21 protein-coding genes are annotated in these 24934 nt (G+C 67.4%); 18 read left to right on the forward strand and 3 right to left on the reverse strand.

Annotated features, from left to right (window positions below; genetic code table 11):
* Positions 1–72: 72 nt before the first annotated feature.
* The 9 genes from LVB87_RS05155 (at position 73) to LVB87_RS05195 (ending at position 11092) form a co-directional block, all read left to right on the forward strand.
* Positions 73–2958 (forward strand): pitrilysin family protein, encoded by a 2886-nt coding sequence (locus LVB87_RS05155; protein WP_232899837.1) that lies wholly within the window; start codon positions 73–75, stop codon positions 2956–2958.
* Between the two features lie 8 nt (positions 2959–2966).
* A complete protein-coding gene (locus LVB87_RS05160; RefSeq protein WP_232899838.1) occupies positions 2967–3293 on the forward strand; it encodes a DUF4156 domain-containing protein in 327 nt (108 codons plus the stop codon).
* Positions 3294–3486: 193 nt separating this feature from the next.
* Positions 3487–4503: a 3-oxoacyl-ACP synthase III gene (locus LVB87_RS05165; protein WP_232899839.1), complete on the forward strand. Its 1017-nt coding sequence runs from the start codon at positions 3487–3489 to the stop codon at positions 4501–4503.
* Positions 4497–5408: an alpha/beta fold hydrolase gene (locus tag LVB87_RS05170; protein WP_232899840.1), complete on the forward strand. Its 912-nt coding sequence runs from the start codon at positions 4497–4499 to the stop codon at positions 5406–5408. The genes LVB87_RS05165 and LVB87_RS05170 overlap by 7 nt, the downstream gene beginning before the upstream one ends.
* Positions 5405–7039 carry an olefin beta-lactone synthetase gene (gene oleC, locus LVB87_RS05175; protein WP_232900469.1) on the forward strand — a complete coding sequence of 545 codons (1635 nt, stop codon included), beginning with the start codon at positions 5405–5407 and terminating at the stop codon, positions 7037–7039. The genes LVB87_RS05170 and oleC overlap by 4 nt, the downstream gene beginning before the upstream one ends.
* Positions 7036–8034: a 2-alkyl-3-oxoalkanoate reductase gene (oleD, locus tag LVB87_RS05180; protein ID WP_232899841.1), complete on the forward strand. Its 999-nt coding sequence runs from the start codon at positions 7036–7038 to the stop codon at positions 8032–8034. The genes oleC and oleD overlap by 4 nt, the downstream gene beginning before the upstream one ends.
* Positions 8035–8043: 9 nt before the next feature.
* Entirely contained in the window at positions 8044–8703 is a 660-nt protein-coding gene (locus LVB87_RS05185) for an SCP2 sterol-binding domain-containing protein (protein ID WP_232899842.1), read from the forward strand.
* The gene (ubiB, locus tag LVB87_RS05190) at positions 8700–10370 is read left to right on the forward strand and encodes a ubiquinone biosynthesis regulatory protein kinase UbiB (protein ID WP_232899843.1); all 1671 of its coding nucleotides are present in this window, start codon (positions 8700–8702) and stop codon (positions 10368–10370) included. The genes LVB87_RS05185 and ubiB overlap by 4 nt, the downstream gene beginning before the upstream one ends.
* A 5-nt stretch (positions 10371–10375) precedes the next feature.
* A complete protein-coding gene (locus LVB87_RS05195; protein WP_232899844.1) occupies positions 10376–11092 on the forward strand; it encodes a pseudouridine synthase in 717 nt (238 codons plus the stop codon).
* Here LVB87_RS05195 and LVB87_RS05200 read toward each other — a convergent pair whose 3' ends face one another.
* Positions 11093–11605 carry a DUF2059 domain-containing protein gene (locus tag LVB87_RS05200; protein WP_232899845.1) on the reverse strand — a complete coding sequence of 171 codons (513 nt, stop codon included), beginning with the start codon at positions 11603–11605 and terminating at the stop codon, positions 11093–11095. It lies immediately after the preceding gene.
* 45 nt (positions 11606–11650) lie between these two features.
* Between LVB87_RS05200 and arfB the strand changes: the two genes are divergently transcribed.
* The 5 genes from arfB to LVB87_RS05225 all read left to right on the forward strand — a co-directional run bounded on the left by arfB (position 11651) and on the right by LVB87_RS05225 (position 16706).
* Positions 11651–12070: an alternative ribosome rescue aminoacyl-tRNA hydrolase ArfB gene (gene arfB, locus LVB87_RS05205; protein WP_232899846.1), complete on the forward strand. Its 420-nt coding sequence runs from the start codon at positions 11651–11653 to the stop codon at positions 12068–12070.
* 25 nt (positions 12071–12095) lie between these two features.
* Positions 12096–12707 carry a lysophospholipid acyltransferase family protein gene (locus LVB87_RS05210; RefSeq protein ID WP_232899847.1) on the forward strand — a complete coding sequence of 204 codons (612 nt, stop codon included), beginning with the start codon at positions 12096–12098 and terminating at the stop codon, positions 12705–12707.
* 120 nt (positions 12708–12827) lie between these two features.
* Positions 12828–13856 carry an NAD-dependent epimerase/dehydratase family protein gene (locus LVB87_RS05215; protein ID WP_232899848.1) on the forward strand — a complete coding sequence of 343 codons (1029 nt, stop codon included), beginning with the start codon at positions 12828–12830 and terminating at the stop codon, positions 13854–13856.
* Positions 13810–15189, forward strand: a complete 1380-nt coding sequence (locus tag LVB87_RS05220; protein ID WP_232899849.1) for a glycosyltransferase family 2 protein — start codon at positions 13810–13812, stop codon at positions 15187–15189. The genes LVB87_RS05215 and LVB87_RS05220 overlap by 47 nt, the downstream gene beginning before the upstream one ends.
* Positions 15177–16706 (forward strand): tetratricopeptide repeat protein, encoded by a 1530-nt coding sequence (locus LVB87_RS05225; protein WP_232899850.1) that lies wholly within the window; start codon positions 15177–15179, stop codon positions 16704–16706. The genes LVB87_RS05220 and LVB87_RS05225 overlap by 13 nt, the downstream gene beginning before the upstream one ends.
* On the opposite strand, the gene LVB87_RS05230 is transcribed toward LVB87_RS05225, so the two are convergent.
* The gene (locus LVB87_RS05230) at positions 16707–17666 is read right to left on the reverse strand and encodes a LysR family transcriptional regulator (RefSeq protein ID WP_232899851.1); all 960 of its coding nucleotides are present in this window, start codon (positions 17664–17666) and stop codon (positions 16707–16709) included.
* Between the two features lie 112 nt (positions 17667–17778).
* Between LVB87_RS05230 and aceB the strand changes: the two genes are divergently transcribed.
* The 4 genes from aceB (at position 17779) to LVB87_RS05250 (ending at position 24593) form a co-directional block, all read left to right on the forward strand.
* Positions 17779–19407 carry a malate synthase A gene (aceB, locus tag LVB87_RS05235; protein ID WP_232899852.1) on the forward strand — a complete coding sequence of 543 codons (1629 nt, stop codon included), beginning with the start codon at positions 17779–17781 and terminating at the stop codon, positions 19405–19407.
* Between the two features lie 31 nt (positions 19408–19438).
* Positions 19439–20740: an isocitrate lyase gene (gene aceA / locus LVB87_RS05240; protein WP_232899853.1), complete on the forward strand. Its 1302-nt coding sequence runs from the start codon at positions 19439–19441 to the stop codon at positions 20738–20740.
* A 135-nt stretch (positions 20741–20875) separates the two neighbouring features.
* The gene (locus tag LVB87_RS05245; protein ID WP_232899854.1) at positions 20876–21901 is read left to right on the forward strand and encodes a GGDEF domain-containing protein; all 1026 of its coding nucleotides are present in this window, start codon (positions 20876–20878) and stop codon (positions 21899–21901) included.
* 25 nt (positions 21902–21926) lie between these two features.
* The gene (locus LVB87_RS05250) at positions 21927–24593 is read left to right on the forward strand and encodes a putative peptide modification system cyclase (RefSeq protein ID WP_232899855.1); all 2667 of its coding nucleotides are present in this window, start codon (positions 21927–21929) and stop codon (positions 24591–24593) included.
* On the opposite strand, the gene LVB87_RS05255 is transcribed toward LVB87_RS05250, so the two are convergent.
* Positions 24581–24919, reverse strand: coding sequence for an NHLP-related RiPP peptide (locus LVB87_RS05255; RefSeq protein ID WP_232899856.1), 339 nt, complete (start codon positions 24917–24919; stop codon positions 24581–24583). The two genes, LVB87_RS05250 and LVB87_RS05255, sit on opposite strands and share 13 nt — an antisense overlap.
* Positions 24920–24934 lie beyond the last annotated feature (15 nt).

The following is a 24934-nucleotide window of genomic DNA, read 5'->3' on the forward strand; positions in this document are numbered from 1 at the left end:
CCGGCCTAGTGTATCGGCGGCAGTGTCCGGCTAGCATCGTGCCCCCCTGTGCACCTCCGAGAGCCGCACCCGATGAACCCGACCCGCAGGACCCGCGTCGCGCACCGCCCCTTCACCACCGGCGCCCTCGCGCTCGCCCTGTCCGTCGCCCTCGGTGGCACGGCCTTCGTCCCGACGACCGCGCACGCCGACGTGCCGGCCGGGGCCAAGGTCGACATCCCCTACGAAACGTTCACCCTGCCCAACGGCCTGCGCGTGATCGTGCACACCGATCGCAAGGCGCCGATCGTCGCGGTCAACCTCTGGTACCACGTGGGCAGCAAGGACGAGCCGTCGGGTCGCACGGGCTTTGCGCACCTGTTCGAGCACCTGATGTTCAACGGCTCGGAGAACCACAAGGGCGATTACTTCCCGCCGCTGGAGACCGTCGGCGCCACCGACCTCAACGGCACGACGAACACCGATCGCACCAACTATTACGAGAACGTCCCGACCACCGCGCTCGACACCGCGCTGTGGATGGAATCCGATCGCATGGGCCACCTGGTCGGCGCGATCGACCAGTCCGTGCTCGACGAACAGCGCGGCGTGGTGCAGAACGAAAAGCGCGAAGGCCAGAACCAGCCTTACGGCCAGGTGTGGGACGAGCTGCAGAAGACGATGTATCCCGAGGCGCACCCGTACCACCACACCACGATCGGGTCGATGAACGACCTCAACGCGGCGTCGCTGGAAGACGTCAAGAACTGGTTCCGCACCTGGTACGGCCCGAACAACGCCGTGCTCGTGCTCGCCGGCGACATCGACCTTGAAACCGCGAAGAAGAAGGCGACCGAATTCTTCGGCGACCTCCCGGCCGGCCCGACCATGGCGCAGCCGAAGGTCGATCCCGCCCGCCGCACGCAGAGCACGCGCGCGACGACGGAAGACAAGGTGCCGCAGACGCGCATCTACCGCGTCTGGAACGTCGCCGAATACGGCGTGCCGGACCTCGATCGCCTGCAGCTGTTCGCGCAGGTGCTGGGCGGCAGCAAGTCTTCGCGCCTCGACAAGCGCCTGGTGTTCGACGACAAGCTCGTCGACAAGGTGTCCGCCGCGGTGTACGGCTCGCAGCTCGGTTCCAACTTCCTCATCCAGGCCGACGTGAAGCAGGGCGTGGACGAGAAGAAGGTCGAAGCCGCGATCGACGACGAAATGAAGAAGCTGATCGCGCAGGGACCGACGGCGGCCGAACTCGACCAGGCGCGCACCGTGTTCAAGGCCGGCTTCGTGCGCGGCATCGAACGCGTCAACGGCAAGGCCGACGCGCTCGCCGAATGCGCCACCTTCACCGGCGACCCCGGTTGCTTCCGCGACAGCCTGAAGACCATCGAGACCGCGTCGGTCGCCGACGTGCAGAAGGCCGGCAAGGATTGGTTGTCGCAGGGCGACCATGTGCTTGTCGTCAATCCGGGCAAGCGCATCGACATTCCGGAAGAACCCGCCGGCAAGCCCGCGCCGTTCGTGATCCCGAAGGCGGATCCGAAGTACAAGACGACCGCGAGCACCGTCGACCGCAGCAAGGGCGTGCCGATCACCGACACCTTCCCTTCGCTGACCTGGCCGAGCCTGCAGCGCACGACGCTGAGCAACGGCACCAAGGTGATCCTGGCGCAGCGCCACGACATCCCGGTCGTGCAGATGAGCTACATGTTCAACGGCGGCTATGCGGCCGACCTCGGCCACAAGCTCGGCACCTCCAGCTTCACGATGGGCATGCTCGACGAAGGCGCCGACGGCATGGACGCGCTCACGTTCGGCAACCGTGCCGAAGCGCTCGGTGCGAACCTCGGTGCATCCGCTTCGCTCGACGGCGCGACGGTCTATATGTCGGCGCTGAAGGAAAAGCTCGATCCTTCGCTCGAACTGTTCGCGGACATGATCCGCGCACCGCGCTTCGACCAGAAGGAAATCGATCGCGTCAAGGCGACGTGGATCGCGGGCATCAAGCAGGAGAAGGCGCGTCCGCAGGGCGCCGCCGGTCGCGTGTTGCCGCCGTTGCTGTATGGCGAAGGCCATCCGTATGCGATTCCCTTCAGCGGCACGGGCAGCGAAGCCTCGATCCAATCGCTCACGCGCGACGACCTGGTCGGCTACCACCACGCGTGGCTGCGCCCGGACGGCGCGACGCTGCTGGTCGTGGGCGACACGACGCTCAAGGACATCACGCCGTTGCTCGAGAAGCACTTCGGCGACTGGAAGGTCGATGGCACGAGCACGCAGGCCGCGGCGATTCCCGCGGTTGCGCTGCCCAAGCAACCGCGCGTGTACCTGATCGACCAGCCGGGCGCGGTGCAGGCCAACATCTATGTCGGCCAGCTGATGCCTTCCACGCGCGATCCGAACGCCACCAAGCTCGAATTCGCGAACACCGTGCTGGGCGGCGAGTTCTCCGCGCGCCTGAACATGAACCTGCGCGAAGACAAGCACTGGGCCTACGGTTCCTACAGCTGGCTGAACAACGCACAGGGCCAGCGCCCGTGGATGGCGTACGCGGCGGTGCAGATCGACAAGACCGCCGAATCGCTCGCCGAGATGCGCAAGGAGATCACGAACTTCGCCGACGGCAAGGCGCCGCCGACGGCCGACGAAGTGCAGAAGTTCCAGGCGGTGGAGATCCGCGGCCTCCCCGGTTCGTACGAAACCGCGGGCGCGGTGATGTCCACCCTCGGCGGCAACGTGCGCTACGACCGTCCGGACGATTTCGTGCAGCGCCGCGAGAAGGAAGTCGAAGGCCTGACGCCCGCGCAGGTGGCGGATGCGGCCAAGGCCATCGATCCGAACGCGCTGACCTACGTGGTCGTGGGCGACCTGTCGAAGATCGAGAAGTCCGTGCGCGCGCTGAACCTGGGCACGGTGACCATCGTCGATGCGGACGGCAAGCCGGTACAGTCGGCCGCGTCGACGACGACGAAGTAAGGAACGCCATGCGCCCCTCGTTCGCCTGTGCCATCGCCGTGCTCACCATCGCTGCAACGTCCTGCACCTGGGTCCACATGACCGAGGGTGCGAGCGCGGTCAAAGTAGTGACCGGCCCGCCCGCGGGTTGCGAGAAGCGCGGCGAGGTCGAGGTCTCGGTGAAGAACAGCGTGGCCTTCTACGACCGCAATGCGCTTCGCGTGCAGGACGAACTCGAGACGCTCGCCCGCAACGAGGCGCCCGGCCTCGGCGCCGACGCGGTCCAGGCGCTGGCGCCGCCCAAGGACGGCGCCCAGCGCTACGCGGCCTGGAAGTGCGGCGTGGCCAGGCGCTGATCGACCGCCCTTACGGTCGCCTTCACGCGATCCACGGCGGTATTCGCGCACAAATCGTGAGTCCCCGGGCCCTTCGGGGCCCGTTTCACCTCCGTTCGAGTGTGCAGGGCCGGTGAAGCCGGTATCCTGTCGCGCTCCCGACCGGCAGTACGCGGCCGTACGCGGCACCCATTCCTTCGCAAGGCATCGCCCCATGTTGTTCCAACACGTCGCCATCGCCGGCCTCGCCCACGTCGACGCGCCGCGTCGATTGAGCTCGGATGAACTCAACGAACGCCTGAAGCCCACGCTTGATCGCCTCGGCATCAAGACCGATGTGCTCAAGGACGTTGCGGGCATCCATGCGCGTCGTCTCTGGGACGAAGGCATGCAGGCGTCCGACGCGGCGACGCTCGCCGGCGTCAAGGCGCTCGCCGATGCCGGCATCGATCCGGACAAGGTCGGCCTGCTGGTCAACACCTCGGTGAGCCGCGATTACCTCGAGCCGTCGACGGCGTCGATCGTGAGCGGCAACCTCGGCCTGCCCGACACCTGCCAGAACTTCGACGTGGCCAACGCGTGCCTGGCGTTCCTCAACGGCATGGACATCGCCAGCCGCATGATCGAACGCGGCGAGATCGACTACGCGCTCGTCGTGGACGGCGAAACCGCCAATCTTGCGTACGAAAAGACCGTCGAACGCCTGCTGCGCGTCGAAACGACGGAAGAAGAATTCAAGAACGAACTCGCCACGCTGACGCTGGGCTCCGGCGCCGCCGCGATGGTGCTCGCGCGCGCCGAACTCGCACCGGGCGCGCCGCGCTACAAGGGCGGCGTCACGCGCGCGGCGACCGAGTGGAACAAGCTGTGCCGCGGCAACCTCGACCGCATGGTCACCGACACGCGCATGCTGCTGATCGAAGGCATCAAGCTCGCGAAGAAGACCTGGATCGCCGCCAAGCAGGCGCTGGGTTGGGTGGCCGACGAGATGGACGAGTTCGTGATCCACCAGGTCAGCCAGGTGCACACGGCCGCGTTCGTGAAGGCCTTCGGCATCAATCCGAAGAAGGTCCTGACCATCTTCAACGAGCACGGCAACATCGGTCCGGCCTCGGTGCCGATCGTGCTGTCGAAGCTGCGCGAGATGGGCCGTCTGAAGAAGGGCAGCCGCATCGCGCTGCTCGGCATCGGCTCGGGGTTGAACTGCTCGATGGTCGAAGTGGTTTGGTAAGCGGAAGCACCCGCGGGTTTCCCGACTATCCGTTCGACCCGCAGCGGATCCAGGTCCGCCCCGGCATTGCGCTGTCGTACCTGGACGAAGGTCCGCGCGACGGCGAGGTGGTCGTGATGCTCCACGGCAATCCGTCGTGGAGCTATTACTGGCGGCATCTCGTGCTCGGCCTGCGCGATCGCTATCGCTGCATCGTGCCCGACCACGTGGGCATGGGCCTGTCCGACAAGCCCGACGATGCGGCGTATCGCTACACGCTGCAATCGCGCGTGGACGACCTGGACACGCTGCTCGACAAGCTCGGCATCGATGGTCCGGTTACGCTGGCCGTGCACGATTGGGGCGGCATGATCGGCATGGGTTGGGCGATGCGCCACGCCGGGCGCGTGAAGCGATGGGTGGTGCTCAACACCGCGATGTTCACGCTGCCCGAAGCCAAGCCGATGCCATGGCAGTTGTCGCTCGGGCGTGATCTCAAGATCGGTGGCCTGCTGGTGCGCGGATTCAATGCGTTCTCCGGCCTCGCGTCGTACTGGGGTGTCGAGCGCCGCATGCCGGCCGACGTGCGCCGTGCGTATGTCGCGCCTTACGACAACTGGCGCAATCGCATCTCCACGCTGCGCTTCATGCAGGACATCCCGCTGCGCGAAGGCGACCCCGCGTGGGAGTTGGTGTCCGCCGCGGGTCGTGCGTTGCCGTCGTTCGCCGATCGCCCGGCCTTCCTGGGCTGGGGCCTGCGCGATTTCGTGTTCGACAAGCACTGCCTCGATGCGATGACGCGCGCATGGCCGCAGGCCGAGGTCACCGCGTTCGACGACGCGAACCATTACGTGCTCGAAGACAAGCATGAAGTCCTCGTGCCCGCGATTCGCACCTTCCTCGAGCACCATCCGCTGGCGGCCTGATGGACGCCTGCAACATCGCCGCGAGCCTGCCGCGCCTGGCGCGCGAGCACCCCGACCAGGTTGCGATGCGTTGCCCGGGCCGGAACGGCCGTTACGACGTGGCGCTGACCTACGCGGACCTGGACCGCCGCAGCGACGCGATCGCCGCGGGCCTGGCGCGCCGCGGCATCGTGCGCGGCACGCGCACAGTGGTGATGGTGCGGCCGACGCCCGAGTTCTTCCTGCTGATGTTCGCCTTGTTCAAGGCGGGCGCGGTGCCGGTGCTGGTGGATCCGGGCATCGACAAGCGCGCGCTGCGGCAATGCCTGCAGGAGGCGGAGCCCGAGGCGTTCATCGGTATTCCGCTCGCGCAGTTCGCGCGCACGCTGTTGCGCTGGGCGCCATCGGCGCGCGTGCGCATCACGACGGGGCGTCGCGCGCTGTTCACCGATGCGACGCTGGCGGACATTGAACGCGAGGGCGCGAACGCCGGTCCGCAACTCGCCGACACGGCCCCCGATGACGTCGCGGGCATCCTGTTCACCAGCGGCTCCACCGGCGTGCCGAAGGGCGTGATGTATCGCCATCGCCACTTCGTCGCGCAGATCGAGATGCTGCGCGCGGCCTTCGGGCTCGAAGCGGGCGGCGTGGATCTCCCGACGTTCCCGCCGTTCGCGCTGTTCGACCCCGCGCTTGGCGTCACTTCGATCATCCCCGACATGGATCCGACGCGGCCCGCGCGCGCGAATCCGCGTCGCCTGCTGCAGGCCATCGAGCGTTTCGGCGTCACCCAACTGTTCGGTTCACCCGCGCTGGTTGCGGTGCTCGCGCGCCATGGCGCGCACCTGCCGACGGTGAAGCGCGTGTTGTCCGCGGGCGCGCCGGTGCCCCCCGATGTCGTGGCCCGCATGCGCGAACTGCTGCCGCAGGATGCGCAACTGTGGACGCCTTATGGCGCCACCGAATGCCTGCCCGTCAGCGTCATCGAAGGCCGCGAACTGCAGAGCACGCGCGAGGCCACCGAGCGTGGTGCGGGCACCTGCGTCGGCCGCCCCGTGCCGCCCAACGAGGTGCGCATCATCCGCATCGACGACGGTGCGATCGACACATGGTCCGACGCGTTGCTTGTCACGCCCGGCCATGTCGGCGAAATCACCGTCGCCGGTCCCACGGCAACGGATACCTACTTCCGCCGCGACGCCGCCACCGCGCTGTCCAAGATCCGCGAACGTCGCGACGACGGCAGCGAGCGCATCGTGCATCGCATGGGCGACCTCGGCTGGTTCGATACGGACGGGCGGTTGTGGTTCTGCGGACGCAAGACGCAGCGCGTGGTGGTGGATGCCGACACGACGCTGTGTACCGAACAGATCGAACCGGTCTTCAACACGCACCCGCGCGTGAAGCGCACGGCGCTGGTGGGCGTCGGCGCACCGGGCGCGCAGGTGCCGGTGCTCTGCTATGAGCTGGCGGACCCGCGCGAGAAGTCCGACATCGAAGACGAACTGCGCCACATCGGCGAAGGCTTCGTGCACACCGCGAAGGTCCGCCACTTCCTGCGCCATCCCGGCTTCCCCGTCGACATCCGCCACAACGCGAAGATCGGACGTGAGAAGCTGGCGGCGTGGGCGGCAAAGGGTCTGAAGGAATGAAAGTCCTGGTGACCGGCGGTGGTGGTTTCCTCGGCCAGGCGATCTGTCGCAACCTGGTCGAACGCGGGTTCGAGGTCGTGAGTTTCAATCGCGGCACGTATCCGGCGCTGGATGCCATCGGCGTGCGCCAGGTGCAGGGCGACCTCGCCGAACGCGATGCCGTCGTCGCTGCGGCGAAGGGCGTCGGCGCGATCTTCCACAACGCCGCGAAGGCCGGTGCCTGGGGCAGCTACGAGAGCTACCACCGCGCGAACGTGCTGGGCACGCGCCATGTCATCGACGCATGCCGCACGCACGACATCGGCCGATTGGTCTACACCTCCACGCCGAGCGTGACCCATCGCGCCACGCATCCGGTCGAAGGCGGCACCGCCGACACCGTGCCCTACGGTTCCGGCTTCAAGGCGCATTACGCGACGACCAAGACCATCGCCGAACAGGAAGTCCTGCAGGCGAATGGCGACACGCTCGCCACCGTTGCGTTGCGCCCGCGCCTGATCTGGGGCCCCGGTGACAACCAGCTCGTGCCCCGCCTGGCCGATCGCGCGCGCAAGGGCCGCCTGCGCATCGTCGGCGACGGCACCAACCTCATCGACACCACCTACATCGACAACGCCGCGCAGGCGCACATCGATGCGTTCCACCACCTCGTTCCGGGCGCGGCCTGCGCCGGGCGCGCGTACTTCATCAGCAACGGCGAACCGATGCAGGCGCGCACGCTGGTCAATGCGCTGCTGCGTGCAGTGGGCGCACCGCCGGTGGAGCAACACCTCTCGTTCCGCACCGCCTATGCGATCGGCGCGCTCTGCGAGGCCGCCTGGACGGTGCTGCCCCTGCGCGGCGAGCCGCCGCTGACCCGCTTCCTCGCCGAGCAACTCGCCACCGCGCACTGGTACGACATGGGCCCGGCCACGCGCGACTTCGGCTACGTCCCCAAGGTCACCATCGCCCAGGGCCTGCACCATCTCGCCGAAGCACACGCCGCGTCCCGCTAGAATGCGGCCATGACCGCGGCCTCCTCCCATCGCAGCGACCCGGGCTCGCCCTTCCAGTGGAAGGTCCACGCCGGCCGTGCGCTCGAAGCCGCGCTCAACCGCGCGCTCGCGCTCGATCCCGATACGCGCGCGGCACTGAAGGCGCTCGACGGCCGCCGCATCGCGCTTGCCGTGGAATCGCCGCCGCTCGCGCTGCAGATCACCGTCGAGGGCGAACGCCTGGTCGTCGGCCCCGTCGACGATGCGCGCGAACCCGACCTCGGCGTGCGCGCCACGCTCGGTGGCCTGCTTTCGCAACTGCCCTTCTTCAAGCGCGACGATGCGCCGCCCGTCGGGCGCGTGCGCGTCGCCGGCGATGCGGACCTCGCGCGTCGCCTGCAACGCATGGCCGAACGCTTCGATCCGGATTGGCAGAAACCCTTCGTCGTCGTGTTCGGTGAGGTGATCGGCGTGCAGGTCGCCAAGGGCGTCGCCGCTGCGCTGCGCGAAGCGAAGAGCGCGGGGCAGGGCGCGGCCGAAAGCGCCGCCGAGTTCCTCACCGAGGAATCGCGCGACGTCGTCGCCAAGGACGAACTGCACGCCTTCTGCGACGACGTGGACACACTGCGCGACGACACCGAACGCCTCGCCGCGCGCGTGGCGCGCCTGCAACGCGGGGCGCGCGCGTGACGCCCGTGCTCCGCGCCGCACGCATCGGACGCGTGCTGTTGCGCTATCGCCTCGACGATCTGCTGGACGACACGCCGGTCGAACCCTGGCTGCGCCTGATGCGTCCTTTCGTGCCGAGTGCGTCGCGCGAGATCGCGGCGCAATCGCGCGGCGCGCGCCTGCGCCTGGCCTTGCAGGAACTCGGCCCGATCTTCGTCAAGTTCGGCCAGATCCTGTCCACGCGGCGCGACCTCGTGCCGCCGGACATCGCCCAGGAACTCACGCTGCTGCAGGACCGCGTCGCGCCCTTCGACGGCAACATGGCGCGCACGTTGGTGGAGCAGTCGCTCGCGCGGCCGATCGACGTCGCCTTCGCCAGCTTCGACACGACTCCGCTCGCATCGGCCTCCATCGCGCAGGTGCATGCGGCGACCTTGCATCCCGTGGGCGATGCGCCGCCGCGCGAAGTGGTGGTGAAGGTGTTGCGCCCCGGCATCGACAAGCAGATTTCCGCCGACGTCGCGCTGCTCAAGTCCATGGCCGCGCTGGTGGATCGCACGCATCCGTCCGCCGACAAGATCCGCCCGCGCGAGATCGTCGCCGAGATCGAGAACACGCTCGCCGCGGAACTCGACCTGCAGCGCGAAGCGGCGAACGCCTCGGTGCTGCGCCGCAACTGGCTGGATTCGAAGGACCTGTACGTCCCCGAGCCGATCTGGTCGCACACCGCCGAACGCGCGCTGACGATGGAACGCGTGCGCGGCATCCCGAGCGACGACATCGCCGCGCTCGACGCCGCCGGCATCGACCGCAAGGCGCTCGCGGCCAAGGGCGTGCGCGTGTTCTACACGCAAGTGTTCCGCGACAACTTCTTCCACGCCGATGCGCACGCCGGCAATATCTGGGTGGATTCCGAGCGCAAGACGGATCCGCGCTTCATCGCGCTGGACTTCGGCATCATGGGGCAGCTCTCCAGCGAGGATCAGTACTACCTCGCCGAGAACTTCATGGCGATCTTCAACCGCGACTACCGCCGCATCGCCGAGTTGCACGTGCAGGCCGGCTGGATGCCTTCGCACATCCGCATCGACGAGCTCGAGGCGGCGGCGCGCGCGGTGTGCGAGCCGTATTTCACGCGGCCGCTGTCGGAGATCTCGCTGGCCGAAGTGCTGATGAAGCTGTTCCGCACCGCGCAGCGCTACGAGCTCACCTTGCAGCCGCAGTTGATCCTGCTGCAGAAGACGCTGCTCAACATCGAAGGCGTCGGGCGCCAGCTCGATCCCAACATCGACATCTGGGCGGTCGCGCGCCCGGTGCTGGAACGCATCCTCGTGGAGCGTTACAGCCCGCAGCAACTCGCCGCCGAATTCCGCAAGCGCCTGCCCGAGATGGTGACGCGCGCGCCGGAAATGCCGCGCCTGCTGCACGCCTGGCTCACGCAGCAGGTGGAAGGCAAGCACGCGCTCAACATGCGTTCGCAGGACATCCGCGAGCTCAACAGCACGATCCGGCGCGCGCAGCGGCGCGTGATCGCCGCGATCCTCGGCGTGGGCCTGTTGGTGGTCGCGGCGGTGTTGTACGGGTTGGAAGCGGGTGGCCCGCGCGTGCTCGGTGTGTCGGCTGCGGTTTGGGTCGCCGGCATCGGCGGGATCTGGGCCCTGCTCGCGGCCTGGCCACGCAGGAAGTGACGTCGATGGAAGGCGAGGCGCCTTCGGCGCTCGCGGTGCTGTTTCGCGACGACGCGCTGGCGGTGGTCGACAAACCTGCGGGCCTGATGGTCCACGACAGTGCGCTCGCGCGCGGCGAAACCGACTTCGCCGCCGATCGACTGCGTGAACAGTTCTCGCGCCCGATCTTCCTCGTGCATCGCCTCGACCGTGCGACGAGCGGTTGCCTGCTGCTCGCTTTCGATCGCGACATCGCCTCCGCCCTCGGCAAGACCCTGATGGTGCGCGACGTGGAGAAGGATTACCTCGCGGTGTGCCGCGGCTGGCCGGCCGAGGAGCGCTTCACCATCGACCATCCGCTCGACGGCGGCCCGGGCAAGCCGGTGAAGAAGCCGGCGCAGACCAGCTTCGAACGCCTGGCCACGTGCGAGCTGGAGATGCCGTCCGCGGGGTTTCCGACTTCACGCTACGCGTTGTTGCGCGCACATCCGCTGACGGGGCGTTTCCGCCAGATCCGCCGCCACCTCAAGCACGTCTCGCACCATCTGATCGGCGACACGAGCCACGGCGACGGGCGCCACAACCGTGCCTTCCGCATGATGGGCATCCATCGGATGTTGCTGCATGCGCGACGCTTGGCGTTCGACCATCCCGCAACGGGCGCGCGCATCGAAGTGCGCGCGCCGCTGGATGCGGAATTTGCGAAGGCGTTGGTGTTGTTCGGCGACGTGCCGGGCGCCTGATTACTGCACGTCGACGGGAACAGGGTCGGCCTGCGCGGCCATTTCCTTCTGCAGATCCTGCTGCATCTGCTGCAGCATCGGCACGACGAGGTCCTGCATCGCCGTCATCGTCTTCTGCATCGCCACCGGCATCCTTTCGATGAAGTGCTGGCCGGCGGGCGAGCCGTAGAAGGCAATCAGTGCATCCACGTCCGCGCTGTCGAAGGATTCCGCGTAGATCTTGCGGAAGAGCGGCGCGATCTTGTCCCACGCCAGCGTTTCGCGCACGCGCGTGCGGCTGATGGCCATGACGCGATCGAGCCTGGCCTTTTCCTCGGCGCTCATCGGCTTGTCGGCGGTCATCTTCGCGATCATCTGGTCCTGCATGGTTTCCATCTGGCCCAGCGTGGTCTCGAGCGTCTGGCGCGTGTGCATGACGTCGAACAGGCGATCGACTTGCGCATCGGTCGGCGTGCCGGCGAAGGCGAGCGGCGCGGCAAGCGCGAGGGCGATGGAAAGGACGAGACGGCGCATGTATTCGGGTTCCCCTGGAGAAGGGCGCCATCGTACATTTGCCGGATGCTCGAGATCGACGACAAGCTGGCCATCCCCGACGAAGAACTCGTCGAACGCTTCGTGCGTTCGTCGGGTCCCGGCGGGCAGAACGTCAACAAGGTCGCCACCGCAGTCGAACTGCGCTTCGACATCGCCGGCTCGCCGAGCCTGCCCGAGCCGGTCCGCGCGCGCCTGCTCGCCAAGCGCGATCGCCGCGTCACGGATGAAGGCGTGCTGGTCCTGAGCGCGCAGCGCTTCCGTACCCAGGATCGCAATCGGGAAGACGCACGCGAGCGCCTGCGCGCCTTCATCGAGAGCGGCCTGCGGGCGCCGAAGCCGCGCATCGCCACGCGGCCGTCGCGCGCCGCCAAACAACGCCGACTGGACGAAAAGCGCGGACGCAGTACGATCAAACGCGATCGCGCGTCGAAGAACTGGGACTGATCGCGCGCCGGGGACCCCACACCGCATGCCACGCAAGCCAGACGAGGCGGGTTACATCCTGCCGCTCCCGCCTTCCGCCCCGCGCGTGAAATCCAGCGCGTTCGGGCGCTGGTTCGGCCGCACCCTCCTGCGCCTGGGCGGCTGGCGCATGGTCGGGGAGTTCCCGGACCTGGCGAAGGTGGTCCTGATCGGCGCGCCGCATTCCTCGAACTGGGACGGCATCTGGGGGCTCGGTGCCAAGCTCGCCCTCGGCCTGGACATCCGGATCCTCGGCAAGCACCAGCTGTTCTGGTGGCCGCTCGGCCCGATCCTCAGGAAGATCGGGGTGGTGGCCGTCGACCGCAGTGCCGCAAGCGGCGTTGTGGAACAAGCTGCGTCAATGATTGCCCAAGCCGATCAGTTCTGGTTCGGCCTGGCGCCCGAGGGCACCCGCAAGCCCGTCGAGCGCTGGAAGCCCGGGTTCTGGAAAATCGCAAAAGCGGCCAACGTGCCGGTATTGCCTGCGTACTTCCACTATCCGGAGAAAATCATCGGCATCGGGCCGGTCTTTGAGCTTACCGATGACATGCCCGGGGACATCGCCCGGATCCGCGCCTGGTACCGCCCTTGGCAGGGCCGCCACCACGGAACCCCCTGAAGGGCGGTTTTTTCCGCCCGCTGGCCTCCGTGGCACGCGGTTTGCGTCTAAACCGGGAAAGCCATCACATTTCGTGACGCAGCGCGGCGGTTCGAAGCCCTCACCAGGGGGAGGGCTCCCATGCACATCCTCATTACCGGAGGGGCCGGCTTCATCGGCTCCCACCTCGTCGACCTCCACCTTGCGCGAGGCGACCAGGTCCATGTGGTCGACGATCTGTCGACCGGCGTGCGCGCGAACCTCGCGGCCCACGACGACAACCCGAACTTCCGCTTCGACGAAGCCGACATCCTGACCTTCGACAAGATCGAACGCGTCGTGGGCTGGGCCGACCGCATCTACCACCTCGCGGCCGTCGTCGGTGTGTACCGCGTGCTCGCCGAACCGACGAAGGTGCTCGCCACCAACATCGCCGGTTGCGAGCGCCTGCTGCGCGCCGCGCACGCCGGCAGTTGGAAGCCGCAGGTGGTGCTGGCCTCCAGCTCGGAGGTGTACGGCCACAACGACGAAGAGATCCTGCGCGAAGACCAGGACCTGTCAGTCAGCACGCGCGCAGGCACGCGTTGGGGTTACTCGGTGAGCAAGATCGCCGACGAAGCGCTGGGTCTGTCGTACGCGCAGCGCTACGGCATCCCCGCGGTGATCGCACGCTTCTTCAACACCGTGGGTCCGCGGCAGGTCGGCCGTTACGGCATGGTCGTGCCGCGCTTCGTCTCGGCGGCCGTGCGCAACGAACCGATCACGGTCTTCGGCGGCGGCAAGCAGACGCGTTCGTTCTGCGATGCGCGCGACACGGTGGTGGCGCTGGATGCGCTCGCCGACCGCGCGGGCCGCAACACGGTCGTCGCCAACGTCGGCAACGATCGCGAGATCAGCATCCTGGAACTCGCCGAGCTCGTGATCGAGCGCGCCGGCAGTCGTTCCCCCATCCAGCACGCCACGCTGCGCGAGGCCTACGGCGAGGATTTCGAAGACATCCGCCGCCGCCGGCCGAGCCTCGCGCGCTTGCGCTCCCTCACCGGGTTCGAACACAAGTTCGCGCTCGAGCGCACGATCGACGATCTGATCGCGATCGAACGCACCAAACTGGAAGAAGGTCGCGATGGCTACTGCACCCTGGTTCGTCCTCAGTCCGAACGCGCTGCTTAGTGCGGTCGGCCTGCTGCGCGGGCCCGACAAGACGGTCCCCACGCCGGCGCTGGACTGGCGCGCGGCGATCGTCGACGTCGTCATCCCGGCATTCAAGGAAGAAGACAACATCATCCATTGCCTGGCGTCGATCGCGCGCCAGAGCTTTGCGCCGCGCAACATCATCCTCGTCGACGACGGTGGCAAGGACCGCACCGTGCCGCGCGCGCGCGAGTTCGCCGCGGCGGCCGGGCTCAACCTGACGGTGATCGAACGCGCGTCCTCGATCGGCAAGACGCCGACGATCAAGCGCCAGGCGCGCGAATTCGACTGCGACGTGGAGTTCATCCTCGACGGCGACACCTTCCTGGAATCGCCGAACTACATCGAACGCTGCGTGCAGGAGCTCTACCAGGGCGTCGGCATCGCCAGCGCCTGCGGCAACATCCTGCCGATGCGGCCCGCCGACCGGCATGCGCTGGCGCAGACGCGCGATTTCCAGCAATGGCACGGTGCGCAGCAGTACGACGATCCGCACGCAAAGCGCGGCCCGTTGCACGGCCTGTGGTGGTGGATCACCAATACCTACCGCGAATGCCTGTATTCGTTCCTGCAGCGCTTCGTCTACAAGGGCCAGATGGTGTTTTTCGGCAGCATCACCAACCCGGTGGGCTGCGCGGTGGCGTATCGCCGCAAGTACATCAAGGACCTGTTCGACCACTACGAGCCGATCTTCGGCGACGACCTCACCAACTCCGAAGACATCTTCATCGGCTTCGCGCTGAACAACGAGGGCTACCGCAACATCCAGCTGCAGGACGTGCTCGCGCGATCGGAAGAGCCTGAAGTGCAGCGCCTGCCGCGGCAGGTGTACCTGTGGTCGTCCTCGTTCCTGCAAAGCTGCTACTACTTCGACGCGCTGATGCGCTCGCCGTTCAAGAGCTTCAAGCGGAGCCGCCGCAACGCCCGCGACAAGGAGGCGGGCGTGCAGGACCTGCGGCTGATCAAGGAACAGTACCGCCAGACCTTCGGCGAAAAGGAAACAAAGGTATACGGCCGCCCGATCGGTTGGGCGATGTTCCTCGGTGCGCTCGAGAAGGTCGGGTTCCCCACCGCACTCGTCATCATGCTCATCCTGCGCATGTGGGAGCCACTTGCGGTCACGGTGCTGGCGGAGATGATCGTGTCGCTGACCGTGCTGTTCGTGGGCAGCAAGGGACAACGCTTCTCGATGCTGCTCAAGGGCATCGCGGTGACGCCGGTGCGCTACGTGCTGATCGTCGCCGACACCTTCACGATGGCGCGCTTCGCCATCGATCTGTGGATCACGGGGAATCGCAAATGGCGCAAGTGACTTCCATGCGCGCGCCGCTGGTGGCCGCGATTGCGCTCGCGCTGGGCCTGGCCGCGCTGCCGGCCCTTGCGCAGGATCCGATGCTGCTGCGCCAGCAGGCGCGCGAACTGGCGTGGGCCGGGCGCACCGGACAGGCGCTGCACCTGCTCGATCAGCATCTTGCGCAACATCCCGACGACCGCGACGCCTTGCTCGATCGCGCGCGCTGGCTCGCATGGAACGGCGATTACGCCGCGTCCATCGAATCGCTCGACAAGCTTGGCGGCGACGATGCCGAAATGCGCGCGCTGCGTGCGCGCGTGCAGGCGTGGGCGGGACGCCGCGACGCGGCGCTCGCGCTCAACACGCCGCTGTACGATCGCGAGCATCTCGCCGTGCAGCCGTACAGCACGCAGGTCGCCTCCGCGTCCAACGATGCCATCGCGGCGCCCACGGAAGACGAATACGGCATCGCGTGGACCCAGGCCCTCGCCGAACGCCTCGGCGAGCGTCCCGAACTTGCGCTGGAACCGCTCGCCACCGTGCAGCGCCTGCAGCCGGGTTCGAAGGACACGCTCTCGCTCGAAGACGCCGTGCGCCTGCCCTTGTATTCCTACATCGGCATGCCGGCCTCGACGTACACCGATTCGGACGACATCGACATCCGCGGGCGCAGCCTGGAAGCGAACATGCGCGTGTCCGACCTGGTGCGCGTGCTCGCCGATGGCACGCGGCGCACGCACCAGGCCACGTTGAACGGTCCCTTCGCCCCCATCGGCGGCGGCGATTCGATCGACGAAATGCGCGCGGGCGTCGGTGCGCGCCTGTCGCTCACGACGGACGTGGCGATCGAAGCCTGGGGCGGCACGTCGCGGCTCGACTTCCAGAACAGCGGCAGCGACAGCGCCGCCATCGGTCGCCTGCTGCTCTCTCACCGCGCGACGGACGATTTCAGCTACACCGCCGGGCTGGAACGCGATCGCGTCGCCTATTCGCCGCGCGCGCTGTCGCTCGGCATCATGCGCGACTCGGGCTACTTCGACGCGCGCCTGACGCCGACTTTGCGCGACAACATCTCCGTGCGCCTGGCCGCCGACAACTTCAGCGACAACAACCGTCGCCATGCGATCACGGCCGACTGGCGCCACCAGGTGTATCGCGGCACGCAGGCCTACGTGGACGTGGGCGTGCAGGGCGATTGGCTCGGTTACTCCGGCGATCCGCACAACGGCTACTACAGCCCGAGCGATTACCGACGTTTTGCCCCGATCGTGTCGAGCTACATCGCGTTCGGCCCCGAGGTCTCGCTCTACCTGTCGGGCGCCGTGGGCGTGCAGCGCGACGAAACCTTCGACGGCTGGAAGCGCGCGACCGACTTCGGCGTCGGCCTGACCTTCGGCATCTTCAGCCATTGGCAGGTGGTCGCGAACGCCGGCTACAGCGAACGCCTCAACGAGTTCGGCAAGTACAACGGTCGCTCGTTCGGCGTGCAGATGCGCTATCGCTTCTGCGAATTCAACATGGGCCGCTGCCCCTGATCAGCGCTCGGAGTGATCGGGTTGATCCGGTTGGATCAACTCGATGAAGGCGCGCGCCTGCGGCGACAGGAACTTCCCCTTGCGCACCACCACGCCGTAACTGCGTGACGGGAAGTACTGCGCAAGCGATCGCGCCGCCAAGCGCGTGCGATCCGCTTCGGTCAGGCAGATCGCCGTGACGATGCTGATCCCAAGGCCCATCGCGACGTATTGCTTGATGACTTCCCAGCCGCCGACCTCGAGCGCGACGGTGTAAGGCACGCGGTTCTGCTGGAAGACGAGGTCGACGAGGCGATACGTGGTCAGGCGCTTCGGCGGCAGGATCAGGCCGTAAGGCGACAGGTCTTCGAGTCGCAGGTTTGGCTGGTGCGCCAGCGGATGGTCGGGCGGCGTGATCAGCATCGGCTCGAAGCGATAGACCGGCATGTAGCGCAGGTCCGCCGGCACATCGAGCATCGAGCCCACCGCAAGATCCACCGCGTCGGTGCGCAACAGATCGAGGCCGCCCGCGCCGGTGACGTTGTGCAGCGTCAGTCGCACGTCGGGTCTGCGCTGGCGGAAGGCTTCGACGATCCCGGGCAGCAGGTAGAGGATGGTGGAACTGCCGGCGGCGACGTTGAGCTCGCCCGCATCGAGCCCCTGCACCTTGTCGTGGAAGGCCGCATCGAGCCCGTCGAGCCCTTCGACGAGGGGCTTGGCCAGCTCGTAAAGCACCTGGCCTTCACGGCTTGGGGTCAGTCGGCGGCCCACCCGATCGAACAATCGCACCCCCAATTCCCGCTCCAGGGCCTGCAGCTGGAGGGTGATGGCGGGCTGTGAAACGTACAGCGCTTCGGCCGCGCGGGACACCGATCCAAGCCGTGCCGTCTGGCAAAACGCACGCAACGGCTTCAAACGATCCGCCTTGTACGCGAAACGTGGTGGGGCGGTGTGGTCGCTGTCGGAGCCCGGCTTGGTCATGACACGGCCTTCATATAAGCCCACCTAATGATATGCATTGATAAAACTGTTTTGTCCAATACAGTACCCGGTCGTACGGTCGAGCCTTGCTACGCGCCAAGGATCGAACCCGATGTCGGCAGTGCGGAACGAAACGGAAGTCGCCCCCGGGGTGGTCGTCACCCGCGCGCTGCCCGGTCAGGAACAGCTCCTCACCCCTGCGGCCCTGGCCTTCCTGGCCGACCTGCATCGCCGCTTCGACCCCCGACGCCAGGAACGGCTCCTCGCACGCCGCACCCGCCAGGCCGCGTTCGATGCCGGCCTGCTCCCCGACTTCCGCACGGACACCGCCGAGCTGCGCAGCGGCGACTGGCGCGTCGCCGAGCTTCCGAAGGCGCTGCTCGACCGCCGCGTGGAGATCACCGGTCCCACCGATCCGAAGATGGTCATCAACGCGCTGAACTCCGGCGCGAACTGCTACATGGCCGACTTCGAGGATTCGACCTCGCCCACCTGGGACAACCTGCTCACCGGCCAGCGCGCGTTGGGCAAGGCCATCGCCGGCACGCTCGACTGGATGGCGCCCGACGGCGCAAAGCACTACGTGCTCAAGCCCTTCGCCGAGCAGGCGGTGCTGATGGTGCGCCCGCGCGGCTGGCACCTGGACGAGAAACACGTGCGCGTCGACGGCCAGCCGATGTCGGCTTCGCTCTTCGACCTGGGCCTGTTCGCCTTCCACAACGCGCGCGCGCTCGCGGCCAAGGACCGCGGCCCGTACTTCTACCTGCCGAAGATGGAGGCGATGGAAGAAGCGGCGCTGTGGGAGGACGTGCTCGCGCATATCGAACAAACGCTGCAACTGCCCGATGGGCAGATGAAAGTCACGGTCCTCATCGAAACGCTGCCCGCCGTGTTCGAGATGGACGAGATCCTGCACGCGCTGCGCAAGCGCATCGCCGGGCTCAATTGCGGACGCTGGGATTACATCTTTTCCTACCTGAAGACCTTCCGCCGCCATCGCGACCGCGTGCTGCCCGAACGCGGCCAGGTCACGATGACGCAGCCCTTCCTCAAAACCTATTCCGAACTGCTGATCCACACCTGCCACCGCCGCGGCGCGCACGCGATGGGCGGCATGGCGGCGCAGGTGCCGATCGCAGGCGACGAGGCGGCCAACCAACGCGCGCTCGATCGCGTGCGCGCCGACAAGGTGCGCGAAGTCGGCGCCGGCCATGACGGCACGTGGGTGGCGCATCCCGCGCTGATCCCGTTGGCGCGCGAGGTCTTCGACACCTGGATGCTCGGCGCGCACCAGCACTTCGTCCTGCGCAACGACGTGCGCGCGAAAACCGACGCGCAACTGCGCGAAGCGCTGCTCAAACCCTCGCTCGGCACCATCACGCGTGCGGGTTTCGAAAACAACGTCGAAGTCTGCGTGCGCTACCTCGCCGCGTGGCTCGACGGCAACGGCTGCGTGCCGATCCATTGGCTGATGGAAGACGCCGCCACCGCGGAGATTTCGCGCACGCAGCTCTGGCAATGGCTGCACGCCGAACCGCCGCTGCACCTGGACGACGGCACGCCCATCGACTTCGCGCTGCTCGAACGCGCGCTGATCGGCCTGCCCAGCAAATTCGCCGACCGCATGCAGCTGCCCGGCGCGCAGCGCATCCCCGAAGCGATCGCGATGCTCGAACAACTCACCGAGGCCGACACCCTAGAAGCCTTCCTCACCCTGCCGGCCTACGCACGGATCGACTGACCGCCGGCCACGCCCAACAAGGAGTCTTGCGATGAAGCACCTGCCGACCGCCGAACAACTCCGCCTCGACTGGACCAACAACCCGCGTTGGACGGGCATCGAGCGTCCCTACACCGCCGACGACGTCGTGCGCCTGCGCGGCACCGTGCCCATCGAATACTCCATCGCGCGGCTGGGCGCCGAGAAGCTGTGGCGCTCGCTGCAGACCGAAGACTTCGTCAACGCACTGGGCGCGCTCACCGGCAACCAGGCGATGCAGCAGGTGAAGGCCGGCCTGAAGGCGATCTACCTCTCCGGCTGGCAGGTCGCGGCCGACGCGAACGTCGCCGGCGAGATGTATCCCGACCAATCGCTGTATCCCGCGAACTCCGTCCCGCAGGTCGTCAAGCGCATCAACAACACGCTGCTGCGCGCCGACCAGTTGCATCACGCGGAAGGCGACGATGCGATCGACTTCCTGCAACCCATCGTTGCCGACGCCGAAGCCGGCTTCGGCGGCGTGCTCAACGCCTTCGAACTGATGAAGGCGATGATCGAAGCCGGCGCCGCCGGCGTGCACTTCGAAGACCAGCTCGCCTCGGTGAAGAAGTGCGGCCACATGGGCGGCAAGGTGCTGGTGCCCACGCGCGAGGCGGTGGAAAAGCTCGTCGCCGCGCGCCTGGCCAGCGACGTGATGGGCGTGCCCACGCTGATCGTCGCGCGCACCGACGCAGAAGCCGCGGACCTGGTCACCAGCGACATCGACGACAACGACAAGCCGTTCTGCACCGGCGAGCGCACGGTGGAAGGCTTCTACAAGACGAACAAAGGCCTGGACCAGGCGGTCTCGCGCGGCCTGGCCTATGCGCCGTACGCGGACCTGGTGTGGTGCGAAACCGGCAAGCCGGACCTGAAATTCGCCAAGGCCTTCGCCGAAGCGATCCACGCGAAATTCCCGGGCAAGCTGCTCGCCTACAACTGCTCGCCCTCGTTCAACTGGAAGCAACACCTGGACGACGCGACCATCGCGAAATTCCAGAAGGAACTTGCGAGCTACGGCTACAAGTTCCAGTTCATCACCCTGGCGGGCTTCCACGCGCTCAACTACTCGATGTTCAACCTCGCGCACGGCTACGCGCGCCGGCAGATGAGTGCGTTCGTCGAGCTGCAGCAGGCGGAGTTCGCCGCGGGTGAACGCGGCTTCACGGCGGTCAAGCACCAGCGCGAGGTCGGCACCGGCTACTTCGATGCGGTCACCCAGACCATTCAGGGAGCGCAGAGCTCGACCGTGGCCCTGAAGGGCTCGACCGAGGAGGAGCAATTCCACGCCGCGAAACCCGCCGCAGCCGCGTAGTTACGCGGCGGCCATCACGGTTCACGGGGCCAAGAATGATGGCGGCGGCCTCCCTCGGGGCCGCCCTCCGTTTGCCCCGGCATGAATCCTTTCAAATGGTATCCTCGGTCGCCGGTGACGCCAGGGGATCACAGGGTGAATCGCGATAGCGCGCCGCACCGCCGACGCGCCGACATCGAAGTGCTCGAGCCTGCTGCGTCGCTGACGTCGGAGGAATACGCGCTTTTCGCTCAGATCGGCCGCCAACGCCGCGTCGAACCCGGCGAGAAACTCTTTCGCCGTGGCGATCTCGGCACGACCATGTATGTCATCTCGCAGGGCTCGGTCGACCTCGACTTCGGGGACGACCTGGTGGCCAAGCGCCTTGGCGCGCGCGAGTTCTTCGGCGAGCTCGGCCTGCTCATCGGCGACCATGCGCGCAGCGCGGATGCCACCGTGTCCAGCCCCGGCGTCGTGGTCGAGCTGGAGCAAGCGGAGTTCGAAACGCTGGTGGAGCGCGACCCGCGCCTGCTCGCCCACTTCCTGCGCCGCGCGATCATGCGCGTGGTGCTGAACGAACAGAGCCTCATCGGCCGCCTGCGCCGCCGCAACCTCGACCTGCAGACCGCACTCGACACGCTGCGCGCCACCACGCATCGCCTCACCCAGACCGAAGAACTCACCCGAACGGATGAACTCACGGGCCTGGCGAACCGGCGCGGCTTCCACCTGCACCTGCAGCAGCGCCGCCGCACCGACATCCTCGTCGGTCGTGGCCTGTTGCTGATCGACTGCGACCGCTTCAAGGGCATCAACGACGAACACGGGCACCTGACGGGCGACCGCGTGCTGCAGGGCGTGGCCAACATCCTGCGCAGCGCCGCGGGCCCGGACGACATCGCCTGCCGCCTCGGCGGCGACGAGTTCTGCCTGATGATCAAGGCCGAAACGCCGGCCGACGTGATGCGCGTGGCCGAATTCATCACCACCACTGCGCACGCACTGCACGAACTCCAGCCTTCGCCGCCGCAGATCGCCACGCTCAGCGTCGGCGCCTGCCTGGTGTCGCCGGATGGCGAATGGGACGACTGGTACGCGCTCGCCGACGCCGCGCTCTATCGCGCCAAGCGCCTGGGCGGCAATCGCGTCGAATGGCAGGACGCCGCGTTCGAACCGGCCTGAGGCCGCGTCTCGCACGGATCAACGCATGAACGACTTCACCCAGTCGCCCAACGACCCTGCCAACAACAGTCCGCAAGTCCGGACGCTGCTCCTCACCGACCTGTGCGATTCGACCTCGCTCGTCGAACGCCTCGGTGATACGCCGGCGGCGGAACTGTTTCGTGCGCACGATCGATTGGTTCTCGAATTGCAGCAGCGCTGGCGCGGCCGACTGATCGATCGCTCCGATGGCCTGCTGCTCCTGTTCGAACGCCCTGTCGACGGCTTGGGCTTCGCGCTCGATTACGCGCGCGGTTTGCGCGAGCTCGCCGATCGCCCGGAACTCAAGCAACTCAAGTTGAACCTGCAGGCGCGCGCCGGCCTGCATGTGGGCGAAGTGCTCACCTGGCACAACAGCGAAGCCGCGGTGCAGGCGGGTGCGAAGCCGCTGGAAGTCGAAGGCCTTGCCAAGCCGCTCGCGGGCCGCTTGATGACGCTCGCGCGGCCTGGGCAGATCCTGTTGTCGGCGACGGCCGAACCGCTGGCGCGCCGCGCCTCGCGCGAACTCGGCGATCGCAGCGAACACCTGATCTGGAAATCGCACGGGCGCTGGCGTTTCAAGGGCGTGCCGGACGGGCAGGAAGTCTTCGAAGTCGGCGAGCCCGGCTATGCGCCGCTCCGTGCGCCGAAGCAGAACGGTGGCAAGGCGTGGCGCGACATTCCGGTGTGGCGGCGTCCCGCGGCGCTGGCTGCCGAGATGATGCTTGTTGTCGGCATCGGCACCGGCGCGTGGTTCCTGACGCGGCCGACGCCGGCCATCGCGTTCAACGAGCGCGATTGGGTGGTCGTCGGCGACCTGCGCAACCTCACCGGCGAACCCGTGCTGGATGAATCGCTCGAGCAGGCCTTCCGCATCTCGCTGGAGCAGTCGCGCTACGTCAACGTGCTGAGCGACCTGAAGGTGCGCGACACGTTGGCGTTGATGAAGCGTGAGCCAAACGCGGCGCTGGACCGGACGGTCGCCAGCGAAATCGCGCTGCGCGATGGCGCGCGCGCCGTCATCCTGCCCACGGTGGCCGAAGTGGGTGGCCGCGTGCGCGTGAGCGCGGAAGTGATCGATCCGCATACGCAGACCACCGTGTACGCCGAGTCGGCCGATGGCGTCGGCGCGGGCTCCGCACTCGGCTCGATCGACAAGGTGACCGGCGAATTGCGCGAAAAGCTCGGCGAGGCGATCGCGAGCATCCAGCGCGATTCCGAACCTTTGCCGCAAGTGAGCACGAATAACCTGGACGCGCTGAAGGCCTATTCCCTCGGCTTGCGCGCTCACTTCGACGGGAAGGCGAAGCAAGCGCTGTCATTCTTCAAGCGCGCCACCGAGCTCGACCCCAACTTCGCCCTCGCGCACCTGGCCGCGGGCCGCGTGTACGGCGGCATCGGCGACGTGCCCGGCATCCGCCGCGAATTCGACCTGGCCAAGGCGCGCCGCGACCACCTCGCGCCGCGCGAACAACTTGTGCTCGACGCACAACTCGCGCGCTTCGGCGCCGTCGACCCGATGCTCGAACGCTGGCAACAGCTGATCGACCTGTACCCCGACAACTTCGACGCGCACTTCATCCTGGGCATCGAGATGATGTTGCGCGCGAATCGCTTCGAGGACGCGCTCGGGCACGCCGAGGCCGCGGCGGTCCCGCAGAATCCGCAGCGCGATGTCGCCCTGGGCCTGCAGGGCATGTTGCTGACGGGGCTGGAACGCACCGACGAGGCATTGAAGGCATACGCGACGCAATTCAAGTTCGGTTACAAGGGCGCCGCGAGCGACTACGCGAGGGCGTACGCCGTGCGGCGCGACTTCACTAGTGCGTATCGCATCATGCAGTCGGACAAGTCGACGGGCATGGCAGTCAGCGACCTGCGCGAGCCCCTGCACGACATGTTGTTCGCCCTTGACCAGGGGCAATGGCGCGAAGCGAGCGCAGCGGCCACCACCGGCACCGAACAGGCGACGCGCGCCGAACCGTTGTTCTCCGCGCCCGTGTGGCGCATCCAATCCCTGTCGGTCGAATCGCTCGCACGAAACAAGCCGACGGCGGATATCGAGCGTGCCTTGCTGGCCGAGCTGGCGCGCGTCCGCGAACAGGCGGCGAGCACGGATGCCATCGCGTCGAACTACAGCGAAGTGCTCGTGCTCGCGATCGGTGACGTCGGCGCGTCGCTGGATTCGCGCAAGACGGTGGAGGCGGCATTGCGCCAGCTGGAAGGCACGCAGGACATCGCGGGCTTTCCCCTGATGGAGCAGATGCGCACTGTGCTGGAGGCCGAGCGAGATCGACTGTCCGGACATGCGGAAACCGCCGTCGAAGCACTGGACAAGCTCTCGCGTTCACCCATGGCGCTCGTGTCCGTGCACGCCGCACTCGCGCGCGCTGGGCGCGATGCGGGCAACGACCGTATCGCCACGCGCGAATGGCAGTGGCTCGCCGCGCATCGCGGCCGGGCCTACATGGATTGGGCGGCGGAAGGCGCGCTGAGGCCGCTGGACGTGGCGCAGACGACGCTTGCCCACCTTGAACTCGCCGAACTCCTGGCGAAGTCGGGCGAGAAGGCTGCGGCGCAACAGGAGTTGGCGCGCTTCCAGGCCGCCTGGAAGACCGCGCTGCCACGGTACCTGCAGCAGCGCGTGGATGCCCTCAAGCCTCAGTCGGCCTGAAGCGCCTTCGGCACCGCATAGTTGACGATCGCGTTGAGCGATTGCTCGAGCTTGGTGCGCTCGCGCTGGATCTGCTCCTTCGACGCCAGCTGCGTTCCGGCCGCGAGCTGGAGGCAGGAACCGCCCGACATCGCGGCAGCGTCGGTCGTCGTCATGGACTTCGCGGCGCTCGCCGGCGCCGTCCAGCCCGCTTCGACCAGCGCAGCGTGCGCATCGCGCTGGAACAGGTCGCGGAAGGCGTCGTCGGTGGAGAGTCGGTCCAGCAGCGTGCGGACGACCTTGGGATCGAGCCGCTCCGTCGGACCGGGCCCTTTCTTCATTGCCATGCGGTATTCCCCTTC

Origin of the sequence: Lysobacter sp. KIS68-7 (assembly GCF_021284745.1) — a bacterium.
Taxonomy (GTDB): Bacteria; Pseudomonadota; Gammaproteobacteria; order Xanthomonadales; family Xanthomonadaceae; genus Noviluteimonas.